The following is a 20,345-nucleotide window of genomic DNA, read 5'->3' as shown; positions in this document are numbered from 1 at the left end:
GTCAGTTGCACTCGTGTCACGGAAGAACATCTACCGGTTCAGGCCCCACCACAAAGGCGAATCGGCAGATTGATCACGACCCGATACGCGCCCTAACGCCGGCCATCTAGGGGCGCGGGGAACTGCGCGACCAGCCACAACGCACCCGCAGCTAAAAGACGACCTAAAGCCACCCGGCAAATTCCAGCAACAACTCAGCATCCCGAGGCCGCCCCACCCGAAGCGCCCTCACCCCCGACTCGACCGCCCGGAACAACGTCCACCCCCGCAACCGCTCCTGATCCACATCCAAGGACTCGGCAAGCCGCTTGACCCGCCGCCGAGTTGTGGACGCCCCCGAAGGCGTAGCGATCAGATCCTCCACCCGATCCCGCACCAACCGAGCAAGATCGAACGCGCACTCACCCACCACCGGATCCGGCCCCACGGCCAACCACGGCACCCGATCCCCGGCCAACACCTTGCTCTGCCGAAACGTCCCATGCAGCAACCGCTGCTCCGGCGGCGCAGCCAACAGCTCCTCACGCGCTTCGAGAGCCGCGCTCACCAGTGGCGCCACCTCCGCGGACGCGCCCCGCATCGCCGCCGCCTGCCGTCCGGTCCGCTCGCTCACGGTCTCAAAGACATGGTCCGCCGGCGGCTCCACCCACAGCCGCCGCAACGTCCCCGCCGCCTCCAGCAACGCCTTCGCCTCGGGCAACGACCGCACCGACACATCCGGATGCAACCGCTCCAGCACCAGCACACCCTCACCGGCCGACTCCTCGACCAGCTGCACGGCACCCCGCCCACCCCAGTGGGCCAGCGCGGCCCGCTCGCTCTCGGGCCGAGCCCGGCGCGGGGCCAGCTTCAGTACCGCCGGTGTCCCGTCAGGCCTCCGCACCAGCACGACCAGGCTGCTGCGCCCACCCGGCACCTGCACCCGCTCCACAGTCAACCCGCGTAGATCAACGGCCTGTTGGGCCACCTCGGGCAGCTTCTCCAACCAGTCGTCACCGCTCGGTGCCGTCTCACCGAGCGCCCTCACCAGACGCTGCGGCGGTTCGAAAGCCATGCGCGAGTTGTTCCCTTCCTGCGGTCCTGCCGTCCTGCGTCCCCGTGCGGATCACGCTGTGGGTGTCACCGAGGCCGTGGGGATCGCGGCCCGCTCGGCGAGACCTGGGAAGGGTACGCTCCCGCCGCGCCACCGCACCGCCCGGACCGCCGCTTCCCGCAGCGCCTCGGTGGCCGTACCGCGCAGCCCGTCCGTCGACGCCCGCACGAGGTCGGAATAGACCCCGGCCACCCGGTCCTCCAGCTCCGCGGCGAGCCGTACCGCCGCTGCCGAGTCCGGTACCGGGAACGGCAGCGCGTACGCGGCCGACGCGGCCACCGGCTTGCCGCCCAGGTCCCGCACCTCGCGCACGAGTGCGTCGCGCCGGGCGCGGTGGGCGTCGTAGGCCGCCTTGGCCTCCGTGCGCCGGCCTTCGCGGATACGGCCGCCGACCACGCCGTAGCCGTACACCGCCGCGTGCTCGGCGGCCAGTGCCGCCTGCAGCGCCGTCAGTTCCGCGGCCTTCTCCTCGCTCACTTGGCACCCTCCGTCAACAGATACGCGTGCGCGGCACCGGCGGCGGCCACCGAGGCCAGCAGCCGGGCCAGCTCACCGGGCAGTTCGAGCAGCGCCTTGGCCCGCCGGTCGGCGAGGGTCCGCTCGGCGGCGGCCAGCTCGGCAAGGGCGTCGCTCGGAGTCGCGGGTACGGCGGAAGCCGAAACCGAGGCCGAAACCGAGGCCGAAACCGAGGCCGAAACCGAGGCCGAAACCGAGGCCGAAACCGAGGCCGATACCGACGGCGAGGCACTGGCCGTAGCGGAGGACGTGGCCGTAGAGCCGCCGCTTCCGCCGCCGAAGGCCGCCGCGTGCCGGACGACCTCCGCGCGCAGCGGGGTCAGGCGGTCCGCCAGTGTCGGGTGGGCGGCGAGTGCCGCGTCGTAGCGCCGGAGCAGGGTCTCGCTGTCGGTGGCCGCACGCGCGCGTGCGGGTTCGGCGGCCGACGGGCTGCCCGCGGTGTTCTCGGAGTCGTCGGCATTGCTGGAGCACCCCACAAGGAGGGCGGCTCCGGCGGCCGAGGCGAGCAGGCTCCTTCTGCGCGGCCCCGGGAGGGTGCGCGGAGGTGGGGGGAACGGCACGGCAGATCGTCCTCGGGGGGCTCGTACGAACGAAAACACGGGAAGGGCTGCGCGCCCGTGATCACGGTACCCGCGCGCCCCCCGAACTGATGTCACCGGCTCGTAGACCCACCTAAGGGGCGCGGGGCTGAATCGATGTGCGGCTCCGCCGCGTGGGCGCGACCGGCCCACCACAACCGGCACTCGCCCGACAACCGAAACCACCCGAGCTCAAAGGCGCCCCGCTCCACCGCCGGAGGCATACGTGGGCGGCAACACACCCCGCGACCGGATACCCTTTGAGCAGACACGCGCCCTACCCACAACAGCACACGCGGCCGAGGAGTCACCCGGATGAGCACGACCCAGAGCGAGAGGCTGCGAGAACTGCTGGAACCGCTCGTCAGCTCCCAGGGACTCGATCTCGAAGAGGTCGAAGTGGACTCGGTCGGACGCAAGCGGGTGCTGCGCGTGGTCGTCGACTCCGACACGGGCGCCGATCTGGACCAGATCGCGGATGTGAGCCGCGCGCTCTCCGCGAAGCTCGACGAGACCGACGCGATGGGCGCGGGGGAGTACACCCTGGAAGTCGGGACCCCCGGTGCCGAGCGCGAGCTCACCGAGCACCGTCACTACGTGCGTGCCACCGACCGGCTGGTGAGGTTCCAGCTGGCCGGGAGCGGTGAGCTGGTCGCCCGGATCATCGAGGTGGACGACGACGGCATCGACGTCGAGGTGCCCGGCGTGAAGGGGCGCAGGCCCACCGCCAGGCGGCTCGCCCTCGCGGATGTAGTCAAGGCCCGCGTCCAGGTCGAGTTCAACCGCAAGAGCAAGAACGAAGAGCACGCAGAAGACACCGAGAACGAAGAGGAGGCGTAGCCGTGGACATCGACATGAGTGCCCTGCGGGGCTTGGTACGGGAGAAGGAGATCTCCTTCAGCCTGTTGGTCGAGGCGATCGAGTCGGCGCTCCTCATCGCCTACCGCCGCACCGAGGGAAGCCGCCACCACGCGCGCGTGGAGCTCAACCGGGAGACCGGCCACGTGACGGTGTGGGCGAAGGAGGACCCCGAGGACCTGGAGGAGGGGCAGGAGGCGCGCGAGTTCGACGACACCCCGTCCGACTTCGGCCGTATCGCCGCCACCACCGCCAAGCAGGTCATCCTGCAGCGGCTGCGCGACGCCCAGGACGACGCGACGCTCGGCGAGTACGCGGGCCGTGAGGGCGACATCGTCACCGGCGTGGTCCAGCAGGGCCGCGACCCGAAGAACGTGCTCGTCGACATCGGCAAGCTGGAGGCCATCCTGCCGGTGCAGGAGCAGGTGCCCGGCGAGACGTACCCGCACGGCATGCGGCTTCGGTCGTACGTCGTCCGGGTGGCCAAGGGTGTGCGGGGGCCGTCCGTGACGCTGTCCCGTACGCATCCCAATCTGGTGAAGAAGCTGTTCGCCATGGAGGTGCCGGAGATCGCCGACGGGTCGGTGGAGATCGCCGCCATCGCGCGCGAGGCCGGCCACCGCACGAAGATCGCCGTCCGCTCCACCCGCAGCGGCCTGAACGCCAAGGGCGCCTGCATCGGCCCCATGGGCGGCCGGGTGCGCGCGGTGATGGGCGAGCTGAACGGTGAGAAGATCGACATCGTCGACTGGTCGGACGACCCGGCCGACATGGTGGCCAACGCGCTGTCCCCGGCCCGGGTCTCCCGGGTCGAGGTGGTGGACCTCGCGGCCCGCTCCGCGCGCGTGACGGTGCCGGACTACCAGCTGTCGCTGGCGATCGGCAAGGAAGGGCAGAATGCCCGACTCGCGGCCCGCCTCACGGGCTGGCGGATCGACATCCGTCCGGACACCGAACAGCCGTCCGACCAGCCCGGGGAATAGATCTCGGCCGCGAGGGGCTGAGATCACGACAACAACCGTTCGATTCTTGCCCCAAAGGGGTGAGGTCGGTGCGGGGAGGTAGACTTAGCAGTGTCTGGCCGGACGCGAGCCCGCGCATGCCCTGAGCGCACCTGTGTGGGGTGCCGGGAGCGAGCGGCCAAGAAGGAACTGCTGCGCATCGTGGCGGTCGAGGGTGAATGCGTCCCCGATCATCGCGGTACGCTGCCCGGCCGGGGTGCGTATCTGCATCCCGCCCTGGTCTGTCTCGACCTGGCGGTACGCCGCCGGGCGTTCCCGCGGGCGCTGCGTGCCCAGGGATCGCTCGACACAAAGGCGTTGCGCCTCTACGTCGAGCAGGCGACACCGTAAGAGCGAGTCGTACGGAACCTCCGTGCGGCCCGGTATTCCGCGAGTTGGAAGTAGGTCGAGATTGCGATGAGCACTCGATGAGCACGCGATGAGTACGCCCATGAAGTAGCGACGGTCCGGACGCAACCCGGACCTAAAAGGAGCGAAGTGGCTAAGGTCCGGGTATACGAACTCGCCAAGGAGTTCGGGGTGGAGAGCAAGGTCGTCATGGCCAAGCTCCAAGAACTCGGTGAATTCGTCCGTTCGGCGTCCTCGACGATCGAGGCGCCCGTTGTACGCAAGCTGACAGACGCCCTCCAGCAGGGCAGCGGAGGCGGCAAGCCCGCCCCCGCGCGCAAGGCTGCCCCGGCCCGTCCGGGAGCCCCCTCTCCGGCGCAGGGTGCCCGTCCGGGTCCTGCCGCCCCGCGCCCGCCGGCCCCGAAGCCGGCCGTCGCCGAGAGCGCCCCCGCGGCTCCCGCCGCACCGGCGGCTCCGGCCTCCATCGGCGGCTCCGGCCCCCGTCCGGGCCCGCGGCCCGCGCCGCGTCCGGCCCCGGCCTCGCCGGCGCCGACCACGCCCGAGTTCACCGCGCCTCCGGCGGCTCCCGCGGCTCCGGCCGCCCCTGCCTCCACCGGCGGCTCCGCACCCCGTCCGGGCGCCCCGCGTCCGGCGAGCCAGGCTCCCCGTCCGGGCGCCGCGCGTCCGGCCGGTCCCGGCCAGGGCGGTCAGGGTCGTGGCGACCGTCCCGAGCGCAGTGACCGCGGTGACCGTCCCGGCGCTCCGCGTCCGGCCGGCCAGGGCGCGCGTCCCGGTGCTCGTCCGGCCGGTCCCCGTCCGGGCAACAACCCGTTCACCTCCGGTGGTTCCACCGGCATGGCGCGCCCCGGCGCGCCTCGTCCCGGTGCCCCGCGGCCCGGCGGCCAGGACCGTCCCGGTGGTGCTCCTGGTGGCGCTCCGCGTCCGCAGGGTGCCGGTCAGGGCGGTCCCCGTCCCCAGGGTGCTGCGGGCGGTCCCCGTCCCGGCGCTCCGGGTGGCGCGCGTCCGACCCCGGGCGGCATGCCCCGCCCGCAGGGCGGCGCTCCGCGTCCCGGCGGTGGCCCCGGTGGCAACCGTCCGAACCCCGGCATGATGCCGCAGCGTCCCGCTGCGGGCAGCCCCCGTCCCGGTGGCGGCCCCGGTGGCCGTGGTCCCGGTGCCGGCGGCGGTCGTCCCGGCGGTCCCGGTGCCGGCGGCGGTCGTCCCGGTGGCGGCGGCGGCTTCGCCGGTCGTCCCGGTGGCGGCGGTGGCGGTTTCGCCGGTCGTCCCGCGGGTCCCGGTGGCGGTGGCGGCGGTTTCGCCGGCCGTCCGGGTGCTCCCGCCGGTGGCGGCGGTGGCCGTCCCGGTTTCGGTGGTCGTCCCGGTGGTCCGGGTGCCCGCGGTGGCACACAGGGCGCCTTCGGCCGTCCCGGTGGTCCCGCGCGTCGCGGTCGCAAGTCGAAGCGGCAGAGGCGCCAGGAGTACGAGGCCATGCAGGCCCCGTCGGTCGGCGGTGTGATGCTCCCTCGTGGCAACGGACAGTCCGTCCGTCTGTCGCGCGGTGCGTCCCTCACCGACTTCGCCGAGAAGATCAACGCCAACCCGGCGTCGCTCGTCGGCGTGATGATGAACCTCGGCGAGATGGTCACTGCCACGCAGTCCGTCTCCGACGAGACGCTGAAGCTCCTCGCGGACGAGATGAACTTCGTCCTGGAGATCGTCAGCCCCGAGGAGGAGGACCGCGAGCTGCTCGAGTCCTTCGACATCGAGTTCGGCGAGGACGAGGGTGGCGAGGAGTTCCTCGTCGCGCGTCCGCCGGTCGTGACCGTCATGGGTCACGTCGACCACGGTAAGACCCGCCTCCTCGACACCATCCGCAAGACGAACGTCGTCGCGGGCGAGGCCGGCGGTATCACCCAGCACATCGGTGCGTACCAGGTCGCGACCGAGGTCAACGGCGAAGAGCGTCGCATCACCTTCATCGACACCCCGGGTCACGAGGCGTTCACCGCCATGCGAGCCCGCGGTGCCAAGTCGACCGACATCGCGATCCTCGTGGTGGCGGCCAACGACGGTGTGATGCCCCAGACGATCGAGGCGCTGAACCACGCCAAGGCGGCCGACGTGCCGATCGTGGTCGCGGTCAACAAGATCGACGTCGAGGGCGCCGACCCGACCAAGGTGCGCGGTCAGCTCACCGAGTTCGGGCTGGTGGCCGAGGAGTACGGCGGCGACACCATGTTCGTCGACATCTCCGCCAAGCAGGGTCTGAACATCGACGCCCTGCTGGAGGCCGTGGTCCTCACCGCGGACGCCTCGCTCGACCTGCGGGCCAACCCGGAGCAGGACGCGCAGGGCATCGCGATCGAGTCCCACCTCGACCGTGGCCGCGGCGCCGTCGCGACCGTCCTGGTCCAGCGAGGCACCCTGCGGGTCGGCGACACCATGGTGGTCGGCGACGCGTACGGCCGTGTCCGCGCGATGCTCGACGACAAGGGCGACAACGTGGAAGAGGCGGGTCCCTCGACCCCGGTCCTCGTCCTCGGACTCACCAACGTCCCGGGCGCCGGCGACAACTTCCTCGTCGTCGACGAGGACCGCACGGCACGTCAGATCGCCGAGAAGCGCGCGGCGCGCGAGCGCAACGCCAACTTCGCCCGGCGCGGAGTCCGGTTCTCCCTGGAGAACCTGGACGAGGCCCTCAAGGCCGGTCTGGTGCAGGAACTCAACCTCATCATCAAGGGCGACGCGTCCGGTTCGGTGGAGGCTCTCGAGTCCTCGCTGCTCCAGCTCGACGTCGGCGAAGAGGTCGACATCCGCGTCCTGCACCGCGGCGTGGGCGCGGTCACCGAGTCGGACATCGACCTGGCGACCGGCTCCGACGCGATCGTCATCGGCTTCAACGTCCGCGCTGCGGGCCGCGCGGCGCAGATGGCGGAGCGCGAGGGCGTCGACGTCCGGTACTACTCGGTGATCTACCAGGCCATCGAGGAGATCGAGGCGGCCCTGAAGGGCATGCTCAAGCCGGAGTACGAGGAGGTCGAGCTCGGCACGGCGGAGATCCGCGAGGTCTTCAAGTCGTCCAAGCTGGGCAACATCGCCGGTGTCCTGGTCCGCTCCGGAGAGGTCAAGCGCAACACCAAGGCGCGCCTCGTCCGCGACGGCAAGGTCATCGCCGAGAGCCTCAACATCTCCGGTCTGCGTCGCTTCAAGGACGACGTCACCGAGATCCGCGAAGGGTTCGAGGGCGGTATCAACCTCGGCAACTTCAACGACATCAAGGTCGACGACGTCATCGCGACGTACGAGATGCGCGAGAAGCCTCGCGGCTGATCGTCACAGCACGCGATCGGGGCCGGTCGGCGGGGACAGAATTCCGTCGATCGGCCCCGGCTGTTGCGTGTACGGTTCCTGTATCGGCGTCCGAGACCGGCGCCCATACCCCGAACCGGCGGGACATCCGGACACACATGTATGTGGGGACTCTGTCCTTCGACCTGCTCCTCGGCGACGTCCACTCGCTGAAGGAGAAACGCTCTCTCGTCCGTCCGATCGTGGCCGAGCTCCAGCGCAAGTACGCGGTGAGCGCGGCCGAGACGGGCAGCCAGGACCTCCATCGCAGGGCCGAGATCGGGCTCGCGGTGGTCTCCGGGGACACGGGACACCTCACCGACGTACTGGACCGCTGCGAGCGACTCGTCGCCGCGCGGCCCGAGGTGGAACTGCTCTCCGTTCGACGCAGACTCCACAGCGACGAAGACTGAAGCCGGACGAAGACCGAAGCAAGCAGCAAGACGTAGTTGCAGCAAGACGTAGTTACTAAGGAGACGGACCAGTGGCCGACAACGCGCGTGCCAAGAGGCTGGCGGACCTCATCCGAGAGGTGGTGGCCCAGAAGCTGCAGCGCGGCATCAAGGACCCCCGGCTCGGCACCCACGTCACCATCACGGACACCCGCGTCACGGGCGACCTGCGGGAGGCGACCGTCTTCTACACGGTCTACGGCGACGACGAGACGCGGGCCGAGGCGGCAGCCGGTCTGGAGAGCGCCAGGGGCGTCCTGCGCTCCGCCGTCGGCGCGGCGGCCAGCGTGAAGTTCACGCCGACCCTGACCTTCGTCGCGGACGCCCTCCCGGACACCGCCAAGACCATCGAGGACCTCCTCGACAAGGCACGGCAGTCCGACGAGAAGGTCCGCGAGGTCTCGGCGGGCGCCGCCTACGCGGGTGACGCGGACCCGTACAAGAAGCCCGGCGAGGACGACGAGGACGACGCCTCCGAATGACCGAGAAAACCCAGACGCCCGACGGCCTTGTCATCGTCGACAAGCCGTCGGGCTTCACCTCGCACGACGTGGTCGCCAAGATGCGCGGCATCGCCCGCACCCGCCGCGTCGGGCATGCCGGCACCCTCGACCCCATGGCGACGGGCGTACTCGTCCTCGGTGTCGAGAAAGCGACAAAACTCCTGGGCCATCTCGCCCTCACGGAGAAGGAGTACCTGGGCACGATCCGCCTGGGCCAGACGACCCTGACCGACGACGCCGAGGGCGAGATCACGGGGTCGGTCGACGCCTCGAAGGTCACCCGGGACGCCGTCGACGCCGGGATCGCCAAGCTCAGCGGCGCGATCATGCAGGTCCCCTCCAAGGTCAGCGCCATCAAGATCAACGGCGTGCGCTCGTACAAACGGGCCCGCGACGGCGAGGACTTCGAGATCCCCGCCCGCCCCGTCACCATCTCCTCCTTCGCGGTCTACGACGTCCGGGACGCCGTAGCCGAGGACGGCACCCCCGTCCTGGACCTGGTGGTCTCGGTGGTCTGCTCGTCCGGCACCTACATCCGGGCGCTGGCCCGCGACCTGGGCGCGGACCTCGGCGTGGGCGGACATCTGACCGCCCTGCGCCGCACCCGCGTCGGCCCGTACAAGCTCGACGCGGCCAGGACCCTGGACCAGCTCCAGCAGGAGCTGACCGTGATGCCGATCGCCGAAGCCGCGGAGGCCGCGTTCCCCCGCTGGTCCGTGGACACCCGGCGGGCGAAGCTCCTGCTCAACGGCGTCCGCCTGGAGATCCCCGAGGAGTACACGGGCGTCGGCGCGGTCGGCGTCTTCGACCCCGAGGGCCGCTTCCTGGCACTCGTGGAGGAACAGAAGGGCAAGGCCAAGAGCCTCGCGGTCTTCGCCTGACCGGGTTCCGAGAGACGCCCCGGGGGGCCAAGTCCCGCCCGTGGAGCGGCGGTCACGGGGTCCACGTTCCCGCCGCTCCACGGTCCCCCCTCGGTTCCCCCACCCCTAGGGTGTATCCAACCCTCCGCGACTATTCACCCACCTGGGCAGGCGCTCGGAGTGAACCGAGGGAGCGGAAGGGGGCGCGTTCACCACGCGATCTGTCCCGCTGATCACGCCACGCCTACCGTCGAACACAGGGCACGGGTACGGCGGGGAGGTTCGACCATGGCGGGACGTGGCCCGCGGACGGGCGGCGGCCGTCGTACGCGGGAAGATACGGGGGAAGAGCAATCGGCGCAGGGCGCCGCACCCGCTGTCGGCGATGCGGCCGGTGCCGCGCCCACTGTGGGTAACGGCGCCTGCGCCGCGCCCTCTGCTCGTGACGAGGCCTTGGTGCGCATCCGTGACCTCACCGGCCGCCCGCGCGGCACCGGGTTCGTCGCCGACCACCACGGCACGGTGATCACCAGTCACGAGGCGGTCGACGGACTGCCCCGCGTCGTGGTGCACGCCGTCGGCGACCGCACCTGCCTGGTGACCGCCGACGCGGTGACTCCACTGCCCGCCCTGGACCTGGCCCTCGTCCGCACCGAGGGCCTCGGCGTCGACCCGCTCCCCGTCACGGTCCGGGACCGCGTCCAGACCGGCACGTACGTACGCGTCGCCGCCGGCTGCTGGCGCGAGGCCCGAGTCCTGGGCGCGACCTCCGTGACCTACACGGCCACCGACCGCTTCCATCTCCTCGACGACGCCCTGGAGTTGGCGATCGGCACGGCGGGACGGGACGCGCTGCGGCTGGGCGGGGGCGCGGCCGGCGGACCGGTCCTCGACGCGGTGACCGGCGCGGTGGTCGGTGTCCTCGGCACGGCACTGCAGTCCGGGCAACGGGACACGGGGTTCGCGGTGCCCCTGCGCCAAGTGCGCGATCCCGGGGACCCGTTGGGCGACCTCCTCGCCCGCAACGCGGAGACCGTGCCCGCGTACGGCGCCGACCTCAATCTGGCGGGCGTACTGGAACTGACGGCCACGTCGGTGGGCTCGGACGGGCCGCCGGGAGCGCTCGCGGGGTTCGTGGGTCCCCGGCGCGGTGGCGACGGCTCGTGTGTGGTGGAACCCGTCGAACGGCCGTCAGTGGCAAGGGAATTCGCCGAGTTCGCCGCGGGCTCGGCCGCCGTGCTCGGGCTCGTCGGGGCCCCGGGCAGCGGCCGTACGACGGAACTCGCGGCGCTCGCCGCGCGGCGCAACGGGGGTGTGGAACCGGCGCCCACGCTGTGGTTGCGCGGTGCCGATCTGCGGGACGGGGACGCGTCGGTGGCGGACGCGGTGCGGAGGGCGGTGGGGCGGGCGGCACGCATCGTCGCCGCGTCGGTCTCGCTGCCCGGTGACCTCGGCGATGTCAGTCCCGAGCGGCTGGCGCGGGTCGCGTATGACGCGGGCCGGCCCTTGCTGCTGCTTCTCGACGGGCCCGAGGAGATGCCGCCTGTGCTGGCGCACCGGTTGGGCGAGTGGACCCGGGGGACGGGGAAGTGGTTGCGGGGGAACGGGGCGCGGTTGGTGGTGGGGTGTCGGGCGGAGTACTGGGAAGGGGCGGGGGCCGAGTTTCCGGCCGGGTCTTTGTACGGGGGCGACTTGAATCCAGCCCGTCCGGCGTTCGAGGACGAGGCCCCTTCAGGACCGAAGCGGGGGTCTGGGGGCGCAGCCCCCAGGACGGTGCTCCCAGCCTGCGTCCACCTCGGCGACCTGCGGCACGACGAAGCCCGCCGAGCCCGCGCGGCCTACGCCGTCCCGGAGAGCGCCCTCGCCGACCCCGACGCCCGGCACCCCCTCACCCTGCGCCTCCTCTCCGAGGTGCTCGCCGCGCTGCCGCTGCCCGCCGCCCCGGGTGTCCGACTCGACCGTGCCGACGTGTTCGCGGCCTATCTCGACCTCATGTGCCTCCGGATCGCGGTGCGCCTCGCCGCCGAGAACGGCCTGCGCGGCACCCCCGTACGGCGGCTCGCCGCCAAGGTGTCCGGGCAGGTGCACGAAGCCGCGCGGCGCAGTCTCGGGCCGGGGCAGGGGGAGTTGGACCGGGAGTCGTTCGAGGCGGTGTTCCCGTGGGGCCCCGCACCGGCGCGGCTCGGCGGCGGTACCGGATGGGCGTCCGCCGTCCTCACCGAGGGACTCCTCGTGCCGGCAGGCACCGGATACCGCTTCGCCCACGAGGAGTTGGCCGACTGGATCCAGGGCATGCACCTCGACCTGGACGAGGCCCTGCGGGCGCTGGTGCACCGGCCCAGGACCCCACGGGAAGGACATCCGCTCCCGGTGCCCCACCACCGCATCGGCCCCGTCGTACAGGCCCTGCTGCTCCTCGCCCGGCAGCACGGCACCCGTGAACTGGCCGTGCGGCTGGAGGAGTTGGCGGGGGCCCTGGACGCCGACCCGCACTCCTGGTGGGCCGCGCGGCTGCTGGCCGGGGTGCTCCTGCTGGTGCCGGACGCGACGCTGTACAGCGGGGCGTTGCGGTTGCTGGCCGACCAGTTGGTGGCGCGGCGGGAGCAACAGGGTGCCGTGCCAAGGGAGTTCGCGCCGGAGTTCTGGGCCGCGCTGCACATCCAGGAGGCCGAGCGGTTCGAGCTGCTGCGACGGCTGGTGCCGGCCGACGGTGCTCCGCAGGGCGGGACCGGTGCTCCGCAGGGCGGGACCGGGTCCCGATTCCTGGACACGGCGGCCGAGTTGCTCGCCGCCGACCCCACCGCCGTACAGCCGCTGCTGACCCGGTGGTTCGACGACGAGCGGCCGTTGCCCGCGATGCCGGACGCGACCGTGGCGACGGCCGCGCAGGCGTTGCTGCACACGCATCGGCGGCGGGCGTTGGACGATCTGACGGAGGTGCTCGTCGGCCGTGCGCACGGGCGGGCCGACGAACTCCTCGCCGTACTCGCCGAGGAGGAGCCGTCGGCGGTGTGCCGGGCCGTGGACCGGTGGGCGCACGACGAGCGGCCGGCCCGGCGGGTGGCGGCGGTGGCGTACGGGCTGCGGGCCGCCCCGCACGTACGGACCGAGGCCGACCGCGAACTCCTGCGCTACGCCGCCCAGTTCCTCCTCGCCCGCCCCGCCGACCGCTCCCTGCACGGCGGCGCGCTCGCCCTCCTCGTCCGCGACCCGCACACCCGCGCCCGCCATCTCCCGCAGGCACTGCGGCACTTCGCGTCCGGCGACCCGCAGTTCCCGCCGAGCGCGCTGGCCGCCGCGCTGACCACCCACCCCGAGCCGGTCCTCGAAGCCTTCCGCGCCCGCCTGCACGGACCGCACGCCGGCGAGGCGGTCCGCACCCTCGCCGACGTCACGACCCCCGCTCTCGCCCGCCGGGCCGCAGCCCTGGTGCGCGAGACCGTCGTACGGTGGCCGGAGACGGCCGCGCACCTCGGTGTCTACGTCGACCGGCGCCTCGACCACGGCCCCACCGCCCGCGCCGTCCTCCACCCCCTGGTCACCGGCCTCCTCGACGGCGGTTCCGAACCGGTCAGGACCGCCCTCGCGGCCGTCCTCGCCGCCCCCGGCACCCCCGCCTCCCGCCCGCTGCGCCGCGAACTCCTGGAGTTCCTGCTCGCGCACGAGCACGCCCCCGCCGTACTGGACGCACTGCTGCACGCGGCGGCGCGGCGCGACGACGACCAGATCCGCGACCTCGTCCACCGCACCGGCCGGCTGCTCGTCCGCACCCCCGCCGGCGCTACCCGCTTCGACCGCGGCCTCGTCGACCTGGGCCGTCACGTCCCCGGCTTCGCCGCCCTGATGGCCCGCTGGCTGGCGGACACCCCGGAGGACTGGGCGGCGGTGGTCGGACCCAGTACGCGGCGCATGATCGAGAACCTGGCCGGGGTGGGGGTTCCCGCATAGCGGGCCCGGTACGTGCGCCCGGTCACAGCCTCCATGCCGATGCGGGCCGGGAGCCCCCGGCATGGCACCCTTAGACCTGCGTAAGAGGTCAATGACACAGGTCTACATACGGACACGGGTTCGATGAGGAGCGGTCACAGTGCAGCGCTGGCGTGGCTTGGAGGACATCCCTGAGGACTGGGGGCGCAGTGTCGTCACCATCGGTTCTTATGACGGGGTCCACCGCGGGCACCAGCTGATCATCCGGCACGCCGTGGAACGCGCGCGTGAGCTGGGCGTTCCCTCGGTCGTCGTCACCTTCGACCCGCACCCCAGCGAGGTCGTGCGCCCCGGCAGCCACCCCCCGCTGCTGGCCCCGCACCACCGCCGTGCCGAGTTGATGGCCGAGCTGGGGGTGGACGCGGCGCTCATCCTGCCGTTCACCAAGGAGTTCTCGAAGCTGTCCCCGGCCGACTTCGTGGTCAAGGTCCTGGTGGACAAGCTGCACGCGAAAGCGGTCGTCGAGGGCCCCAACTTCCGCTTCGGCCACAAGGCCGCGGGCAATGTGGCCTTCCTGATCGAGCAGGGCAGGACATACGACTTCGAGGTAGAGGTGGTGGATCTTTACGTGAGCGGTGCGGCGGGCGGCGGCGAGCCCTTCTCCTCCACACTGACCAGGCGGCTGGTCGCCGAGGGCGACGTCGAGGGCGCCCGCGAGATTCTCGGCCGCCCGCACCGGGTGGAGGGTGTCGTGGTGCGGGGCGCCCAGCGCGGGCGCGAGATGGGCTTCCCGACGGCCAACGTCGAGACCCTGCCCCACACGGCGATCCCGGCGGACGGCGTCTACGCCGGTTACCTTCACGTCGAGGGAGAGGCCATGCCGGCCGCGATCTCCGTCGGCACGAACCCGCAGTTCGACGGCACCGAGCGCACGGTGGAGGCGTACGCCATCGACCGCGTCGGCCTCGATCTGTACGGCCTGCATGTCGCCGTCGACTTCCTCGCGTTCGTGCGCGGCCAGGCGAGGTTCGACTCGCTGGACGGCCTGCTGGAGCAGATCGCCCAGGACGTGAAGCGCTGCCGGGAGCTGATCTCGGCGGACACGGGCGACGCCGAGTAACCGCTCTCCTTTCTACGACGCCGAAGGGCGGCCGGTGCTTGTGGGCACCGGCCGCCCTTCGTGTTCGGCGTGGGTTACTGCTGCGGGGGTGCGGACGGCGGGGGAGGCGGAGCCTGACCACCGTCCGGCTGGGCGTAACCGGGGTGCTGCGGGTAGGGCTGGGCCTGCTGACCCGGGTGCTGGGGGTAGGGCTGCTGGCCGTACAGCTGCTGGCCCGGCTGCGGCGGCGGTTGGTGCTGCGGCTGCTGCGGGGGGTACGGGCCGGGAGCGGGCCGGCCGGGGTACGGCTGCGGCTGACCCGGATAACCCTGCTGACCGGGATAACCCTGCGCTCCCGGGTATCCCTGCCGGCCCGGCATCGGCGGGGCCGCCACCGGCGGGGGGTTGCCGTCGCTCGTCCACAGGCCGTGCATCTGCTGGTGGCGGACGAAGTCCTCGGCGACCAGCGCCGCCAGGTGGAAGTACGACTCCCGGACCTTCGGCCGCATCATGTCGAGGTCGACCTCCGCACCGGCGGCGAGATGCTCGTCGAACGGCACGACCACGACACCCCGGCAGCGCGTCTCGAAGTGGCTGACGATGTCCTCCACCTTGATCATCTTGCCGGTCTCGCGCACCCCCGAGATGACGGTGAGCGAGCGCGAGACGAGGTCCGCGTACCCGTGTGCCGACAGCCAGTCCAGTGTCGTACTCGCACTGCTCGCACCGTCCACCGACGGCGTCGAGATGATGATGAGCTGGTCGGCGAGGTCGAGCACTCCGCGCATGGCGCTGTAGAGCAGGCCGGTACCGGAGTCGGTGAGGATGATCGGGTACTGCTTGCCGAGGACGTCGAGCGCGCGCCGGTAGTCCTCGTCGTTGAAGGTGGTGGAGACGGCCGGGTCGACGTCGTTGGCGATGATCTCCAGGCCGGAGGCCGCCTGGGACGTGAACCGGCGGATGTCCATGTACGAGTTGAGGTACGGGATCGCCTGGACCAGGTCGCGGATGGTGGCGCCGGTCTCGCGGCGCACCCGGCGGCCGAGGGTGCCGGCGTCCGGGTTGGCGTCGATCGCGAGGATCTTGTCCTGACGCTCGGTGGCGAGCGTGGAACCGAGCGCGGTCGTGGTCGTGGTCTTGCCGACACCGCCCTTGAGGCTGATGACCGCGATCCGGTAGCAGGACAGCACCGGCGTCCGGATCAGCTCCAACTTCCGCTGCCGCTCGGCCTCTTCCTTCTTCCCGCCGAGCTTGAACCGCGAGGACGCGGCACCGGGCCGGCCGCTCTTCGCCTTCTGCTTCTTGTTGTTGAGCAGCCGGTCCGACGACAGCTCCACGGCAGCGGTGTAACCCAGGGGCGCGGCACCGGGGTTGGTCGGCTGCCGCTGGTCGTGCTGCATGGGCTGGGGCCAGGCGGCACCGGTGCGGGGGTCGATCGGGGGCTGGGGGTGCGGTTGTCGGGGGTGAGGCTGCGCGGGGTGTGTGCCGTCGGGCTGGAGTTGGGGCTGGGCCTGGGGCTGCGGGGGGATGCCGGGGTGGCCGTACGGCTCGGGCGCGGGCGGGAAGCCGTAGCCGCTCTGCGGGTCGGGTGATGCGGGGGTGGGCTGCGCTTGGGGGGTGCCGGGGCCGCCGCGCTGTCCCTGGTGCGGGGTCGCCAGGGGGAAGCCGTAGCCGTCCTGCTGGTGGGGAGGTGCGGGAGTGGGCTGGGCCTGTTGGGCGGGCGGCGGCGGGAAGCCGTAACCGTCCTGCGGGTGGGAAGGCCCGGAGGCGGGCCCGCCTTGCGGAACGCCGGGCTGTTCTTGTGGTGCGGGCGCGGGCGGGAAGCCGTAACCGCCTTGCTGGTTCGGTGTGTTGGGGGCGGGCTGGGTCTGCGGAACGCCCGACTGGTCTTGTTGCGCGGGCGCGGGCGGGAAGCCGTAACCGCCTTGCTGGTTCGCCGCGTTGGGGGTGGGCTGGGTCTGCGGAGTTCCCGGCCGGCCCTGCTGGGGCGGGGGGAAGCCGTAGCCGTCCTGTTGGTTCGGCGCGGCGGGGCTGGGCTGGGCCTGCTGTGCCGGTGGGAAGCCGTAGCCGTCCTGGGGGTTCGGTACGGGCGGTGCGTTCCAGGCGGCCGGGGCGGGTTGCGGGGGCTGCGGCTGGAACGCGGGTTGCTGCTGGGGCGGGAAGGGCGGCTGGGCCGGGGGTGCGGCGGGCTGCTGCGGCACGGGCGGCTGAGGTGCCGCGGCCTCCGCCGCCACAGGCTGCGGCTGAGCTTGGGGCTGGGGCTGCGCGGGCCACTGGTCGGCCGGGGCCGGGGCGGCGGGCTGGTAGGAGGGCGGTAGCGGCGGGACCCCGGTCTGCGGGCTCGGCGGGCGGGACCAGGCCGGCGGAAGGTCCGGTACGTCGACGACGGCATCCGCGGCCGGAGCGGCTCCCTGGGGGGAGTCGGCCTCCGGTGTGAGAGCGGGAGTGGGTGCGGGAATGGGTGCGGGAATGGGTGCGGGAATGGGTGCGGACGTGGGCGCCGTGGCGTCGGCGTTGTTCGGCTCGTCGTCCGGGGTACCGGTCTGGTCGGCCATCGGGGCGTCGGCCGAGTCGGTGGCGGGGCCCGCGTCAGTGGCTGGCGCTGACGCTTCGGCACCGCTCTCGTCGCCGGCGGGCTCCGCGTCGTCCTCGTCCTGAGTGCTCACCTCGGCCGCGTCGGTGCCCTCGGTGTCACCGTCCTCCGGTGCTCCACCGTCGGCCGGAACCGCCTCGTCGACCGCCTCGCCCTCCAACTCCGTTTCCCCGGGGCCCGATTGCGCACCTTCGGCACCTTCTACGAGACCCTCGGCTTCTACGAGGTCCTCGGCCGGAGCCGGCCCCGGAGCGGCCGGGGTGTCCGCAGGCTCCGGTGCCGCGGCCGGTACCGCGTCCCGCTCCGCGATCTCCCGCTTGAGCGCGGCGGAGGAGATCCGCATGGTCGCGCCGCTCACGAGGTCGCCGTTCTCGTCCTCGTAGTCGTCCTCCTCGTCGTGGAGCGCGGGAGCCCAGCCGGACGGGAAACCGACGTTCTCGGGCGGTGGCGGCACCGAGAACGGGAGGCCGATCGGGGGCGGCGGAGGCGGCGGTGTGGCCGTACCGCCCGCCGGAGTCGGAGTCGGAGTCGGAGTCGGAGTCGGAGCCGGCGTCGGCGTCGGCGTCGGTGAGGCCTGTGCGGACGCGCCCGACGAGTTCTGTGTGTACCAGGCGGGCGGTGCGTAGTCGATCGTGAACTCGCCCGTCATCTCGATGGCGGACTCGTCGTCGGGCTGGTCATCGCCGGGTGTGGCCCAGCCCCCGCGGATCCCGTCCCGATCGCTGCTCACAATTCCTCCTGGTGTGGTCGAGCACCCTCGTGCCGTGCTGGGGCGACCGCTCGCGACATCCGCCGCGCCGGGTTGTCCCCCTGGGCCCCCTGGGCGACGCACCACCCGCTCGCGGATACTCGTGACGTGCCCAGTCCCAGCCTAATCACGAAAACCGTGGACTCGGCAGGCCCGCCCGCTCCTTCGTGCACCACCACACAACCGAGACCGGCGATAGCGGCCCAAATCCCCTTGGGGATCGGCCGAATGGGATATTTGGGGCGCTTGTCTCCGGCTGGTCAGTCCATGCGGCGGGCCACGCCCAGCAGGCCGACCTCCGCGTCCGTCGGCTGTGTCATCACGTACTGCCGGTCCCGCTCCGTGCACCACAGCGTGACGCCGTCGGGCAGTGTGGGCAGGGTGTCGAGGTCGGCGCGCGGCAGGCCGATCACGCGCCCGATCTCCGCCGCCTCGTCCGGGGAGACCCGCTGCACACCGACCAGCCGCGCCTGACGCATCAACCGCGGTGCGACCGGGCTGAGATACGGCAGCAGCGTGAGCACGGACTGCCAGGGCGCCGACGTCACCCGCCCGCGCGGCGGACGCATCCCGCAGTCCCGCACCACCAGCACCGGCGTACCGGCGGAGGCGCCCTGCGGGGGGACGCGGCCGACGTCGTACACCGCGAGGCCGTTCTGTCCGCCGCCCATCGCGTGCACCATCTGCATCCAGGCCTGCGGGCGTCCCGTCTCGACGGCGACGCGCGCTCCGGTGGCCGCCGCGCGCAGCGCCAGCACCTGGGCCGTCCACAGGCCGCTGATCAGCAGGATGTCGTACGGCGTCGGGCGGTTGACCCCGAGCACGGCCGGCCGGCCCTCGGGGTCCATGCCCACGACCACGCCGTCGTCCCCGATGGGCAGCGAGAGCGCCTCCACCTGGTCCACGGGCAGCGCGTGCCGGGGGTGGCGGGGGCCGAGCAGGCCGAAGCCGGCGCGGAGGCGGGAGGCGATGCCGGTGGCCGGAGCGGTCGGAGCGGTCGGAGCGGTCGGAGCGGTCGGAGTGGCCGAATTGGCCCGAGGCTCTGTGGGCGTCATGGTCATCAGCGGGCACCTCCGAGGGGCAACGTGGCGAGGACGCCGGGGAGTTGTTCACGGTCCAGGCGGGCGAGGCCGGTGCGCTCCCGCCGTGCCGCCTGCTCCAACTCGCGCCGGGCGTCGGTCAGTTCCTGGTTGCTGCGGCCGGTGATCCGCAGGTGTCCGGTGAGCGCCACGTCCTGCCGCTCACCGCGGGCCAGCGTCAGACTGAAGGTCGTGGCCAGCGCGGGCACCGCCGTCAGCCGCGCCACCAGCTGTGCCAACGAGGTCCCGGAATCGCCGAGTTGGGGCCAGCGGCGCACCCAGTACGTGGTGTGCCGGCGGTTGTCGCAGCGCCAACTGCGGCTGGACTCCTCGGTCCGCCGCTGCGGCGCCTCGCTCCGCCCGGCCTGCGCGGTCACCATCGGGTTGGCGCACGCGGAGGTGGCGATCGCGGCCGTCAGCTCCTCCTCCGAGAGCACGGTGGCCCGCAGACCGGCGCCGGACAGTCGGCTGGACAGATGCTCCGCCGACCGCGCCAGGCACTTCTGCGCGCCGACCAGACCGCCGCCGCGCGCGGCCACCGCCTCGGGGCACAGCTCGGGGTCGAGCTTCAGCGCGATCCAGGTGATGCGCACCGCGGGGGAGCCCGTCTGGGCCTGCAGCGGCGCGTAGTTGCTCACCACGACCGACTGCTGCGGCAGATGCAGCGCGGGCGCGGGCTGCGTGTGCACCACGATCTGCGCCGATTCGAGACGGATCCCGTCGACGTCGAGGGTGTCCCGGACGAGCCCCACGGGCAGCGGTCTGCGCCCGCGCTCGGCACGCAACGCGCCCGCGTCCGACTCCACTTGGAGGACCGCGGTGAGGAAGTCGCCGTCGCCGACCATCCCGACCGGCCGCCGGTCGCGGTCGTCGCCGCGGTGGTAGCTGTACGTCCGCAGGTTCGGGTCGCACTCCACGGCGGGCGCGAGACCGGCGTCGGTCCCCGGCGGCACCGGGGTGCTCGCGGCCCGCCGGACCCGGGACCGCAGCGCCAGCAGCGTGCCCAGCCACTCCGGCAGGGAGCGCCCCCGGCGTCGTACGACAGCGAGGACCGTGAGGAGCGCGGCGAGCACGACCGCCGGCACGAGCGCCATCGGGCCGACGAGCCAGCCGCACACCACGAGCGCGGCGGCGATCTCCAGCAGCACCAGCCGCTGCGTCGTGAACGAACCCCCGCGCCCCGAGCGCGACTTCAGATGCGGCGTGAAGGAACCCGATCCCGATCCCGATCCGGAACCTGATCCGGAACCTGTTCCAGAACCTGATCCAGAACCCGCGATGGAACCTGATCCGGATCCCGGTTGCGATCGCGACCGGTTCCGCGTTGCGGAAGCCATCACTC

The 20,345-nt window shown here is 72.5% G+C and carries 15 protein-coding genes; 9 read left to right on the top strand and 6 right to left on the bottom strand.

Annotated elements, in window-relative coordinates; genetic code table 11:
* Window positions 1-163 precede the first annotated feature (163 nt).
* From ACIQBL_RS47830 to ACIQBL_RS47820, 3 genes are read right to left on the bottom strand one after another with little or no spacing between them, the layout of a single operon-like run.
* Entirely contained in the window at window positions 164-1,054 is an 891-nt protein-coding gene (locus ACIQBL_RS47830) for an aminoglycoside phosphotransferase family protein (RefSeq protein WP_401955280.1), read from the bottom strand.
* A gap of 51 nt (window positions 1,055-1,105) precedes the next feature.
* On the bottom strand, window positions 1,106-1,570 hold the full coding sequence (locus tag ACIQBL_RS47825; RefSeq protein WP_401955278.1) for a ferritin-like domain-containing protein: 465 nt from the start codon (window positions 1,568-1,570) through the stop codon (window positions 1,106-1,108).
* Window positions 1,567-2,169: a hypothetical protein gene (locus ACIQBL_RS47820; RefSeq protein WP_401955276.1), complete on the bottom strand. Its 603-nt coding sequence runs from the start codon at window positions 2,167-2,169 to the stop codon at window positions 1,567-1,569. The genes ACIQBL_RS47825 and ACIQBL_RS47820 overlap by 4 nt, the downstream gene beginning before the upstream one ends.
* 333 nt (window positions 2,170-2,502) lie before the next feature.
* On the opposite strand from ACIQBL_RS47820, the gene rimP reads away from it, so the two are divergent.
* The 9 genes from rimP to ACIQBL_RS47775 all read left to right on the top strand — a co-directional run bounded on the left by rimP (window position 2,503) and on the right by ACIQBL_RS47775 (window position 14,604).
* Window positions 2,503-3,027 (top strand): ribosome maturation factor RimP, encoded by a 525-nt coding sequence (rimP, locus tag ACIQBL_RS47815; protein WP_401955274.1) that lies wholly within the window; start codon window positions 2,503-2,505, stop codon window positions 3,025-3,027.
* A gap of 2 nt (window positions 3,028-3,029) precedes the next feature.
* Window positions 3,030-4,028, top strand: a complete 999-nt coding sequence (nusA, locus tag ACIQBL_RS47810) for a transcription termination factor NusA (RefSeq protein WP_401955272.1) — start codon at window positions 3,030-3,032, stop codon at window positions 4,026-4,028.
* Between the two features lie 90 nt (window positions 4,029-4,118).
* Window positions 4,119-4,397, top strand: a complete 279-nt coding sequence (locus ACIQBL_RS47805; protein WP_078651745.1) for a YlxR family protein — start codon at window positions 4,119-4,121, stop codon at window positions 4,395-4,397.
* 147 nt (window positions 4,398-4,544) lie between these two features.
* Window positions 4,545-7,724 (top strand): translation initiation factor IF-2, encoded by a 3,180-nt coding sequence (gene infB, locus ACIQBL_RS47800; protein WP_401955270.1) that lies wholly within the window; start codon window positions 4,545-4,547, stop codon window positions 7,722-7,724.
* A gap of 137 nt (window positions 7,725-7,861) precedes the next feature.
* The gene (locus tag ACIQBL_RS47795) at window positions 7,862-8,155 is read left to right on the top strand and encodes a DUF503 domain-containing protein (protein ID WP_019064765.1); all 294 of its coding nucleotides are present in this window, start codon (window positions 7,862-7,864) and stop codon (window positions 8,153-8,155) included.
* A 71-nt stretch (window positions 8,156-8,226) separates the two neighbouring features.
* On the top strand, window positions 8,227-8,676 hold the full coding sequence (gene rbfA, locus ACIQBL_RS47790; protein ID WP_401955267.1) for a 30S ribosome-binding factor RbfA: 450 nt from the start codon (window positions 8,227-8,229) through the stop codon (window positions 8,674-8,676).
* Window positions 8,673-9,578 (top strand): tRNA pseudouridine(55) synthase TruB, encoded by a 906-nt coding sequence (truB, locus tag ACIQBL_RS47785; RefSeq protein ID WP_401955265.1) that lies wholly within the window; start codon window positions 8,673-8,675, stop codon window positions 9,576-9,578. Before rbfA ends, truB begins: the two co-directional genes overlap by 4 nt.
* Before the next feature lie 267 nt (window positions 9,579-9,845).
* A complete protein-coding gene (locus ACIQBL_RS47780) occupies window positions 9,846-13,505 on the top strand; it encodes a trypsin-like peptidase domain-containing protein (RefSeq protein ID WP_401955263.1) in 3,660 nt (1,219 codons plus the stop codon).
* A gap of 139 nt (window positions 13,506-13,644) precedes the next feature.
* Complete coding sequence (locus ACIQBL_RS47775) at window positions 13,645-14,604, top strand: bifunctional riboflavin kinase/FAD synthetase (RefSeq protein WP_401955261.1); 960 nt, start codon at window positions 13,645-13,647, stop codon at window positions 14,602-14,604.
* 74 nt (window positions 14,605-14,678) lie between these two features.
* Here the strand turns inward: ACIQBL_RS47775 and ACIQBL_RS47770 are convergent, their stop codons facing one another.
* The 3 genes from ACIQBL_RS47770 to eccE form a co-directional block, all read right to left on the bottom strand.
* Window positions 14,679-17,906: an SCO5717 family growth-regulating ATPase gene (locus ACIQBL_RS47770; RefSeq protein ID WP_401955259.1), complete on the bottom strand. Its 3,228-nt coding sequence runs from the start codon at window positions 17,904-17,906 to the stop codon at window positions 14,679-14,681.
* A gap of 278 nt (window positions 17,907-18,184) precedes the next feature.
* Window positions 18,185-18,985, bottom strand: coding sequence for a hypothetical protein (locus ACIQBL_RS47765; protein ID WP_401955257.1), 801 nt, complete (start codon window positions 18,983-18,985; stop codon window positions 18,185-18,187).
* Window positions 18,985-20,340, bottom strand: a complete 1,356-nt coding sequence (gene eccE / locus ACIQBL_RS47760) for a type VII secretion protein EccE (RefSeq protein ID WP_401955255.1) — start codon at window positions 20,338-20,340, stop codon at window positions 18,985-18,987. The genes ACIQBL_RS47765 and eccE overlap by 1 nt, the downstream gene beginning before the upstream one ends.
* Between the last annotated feature and the right edge of the window lie 5 nt (window positions 20,341-20,345).

Source organism: Streptomyces sp. NPDC088350 (assembly GCF_044753545.1).
Taxonomy (GTDB): domain Bacteria; phylum Actinomycetota; class Actinomycetes; order Streptomycetales; family Streptomycetaceae; genus Streptomyces.
Note: the sequence above shows the minus strand (reverse complement) of the source record. Positions and strands in the feature narration are given on the sequence as shown.

Bases quoted from the DNA above. Each gene is read 5' to 3' on its own strand.
- ACIQBL_RS47830 (WP_401955280.1), bottom strand. From the start codon at position 1,054: ATGGCTTTCGAACCGCCGCAGCGTCTGGTGAGGGCGCTCGGTGAGACG.
- ACIQBL_RS47795 (WP_019064765.1), top strand. From the start codon at position 7,862: ATGTATGTGGGGACTCTGTCCTTCGACCTGCTCCTCGGCGACGTCCAC.
- ACIQBL_RS47765 (WP_401955257.1), bottom strand. From the start codon at position 18,985: ATGACCATGACGCCCACAGAGCCTCGGGCCAATTCGGCCACTCCGACC.
- eccE (WP_401955255.1), bottom strand. From the start codon at position 20,340: ATGGCTTCCGCAACGCGGAACCGGTCGCGATCGCAACCGGGATCCGGA.
- truB (WP_401955265.1), top strand. From the start codon at position 8,673: ATGACCGAGAAAACCCAGACGCCCGACGGCCTTGTCATCGTCGACAAG.
- ACIQBL_RS47780 (WP_401955263.1), top strand. From the start codon at position 9,846: ATGGCGGGACGTGGCCCGCGGACGGGCGGCGGCCGTCGTACGCGGGAA.
- rimP (WP_401955274.1), top strand. From the start codon at position 2,503: ATGAGCACGACCCAGAGCGAGAGGCTGCGAGAACTGCTGGAACCGCTC.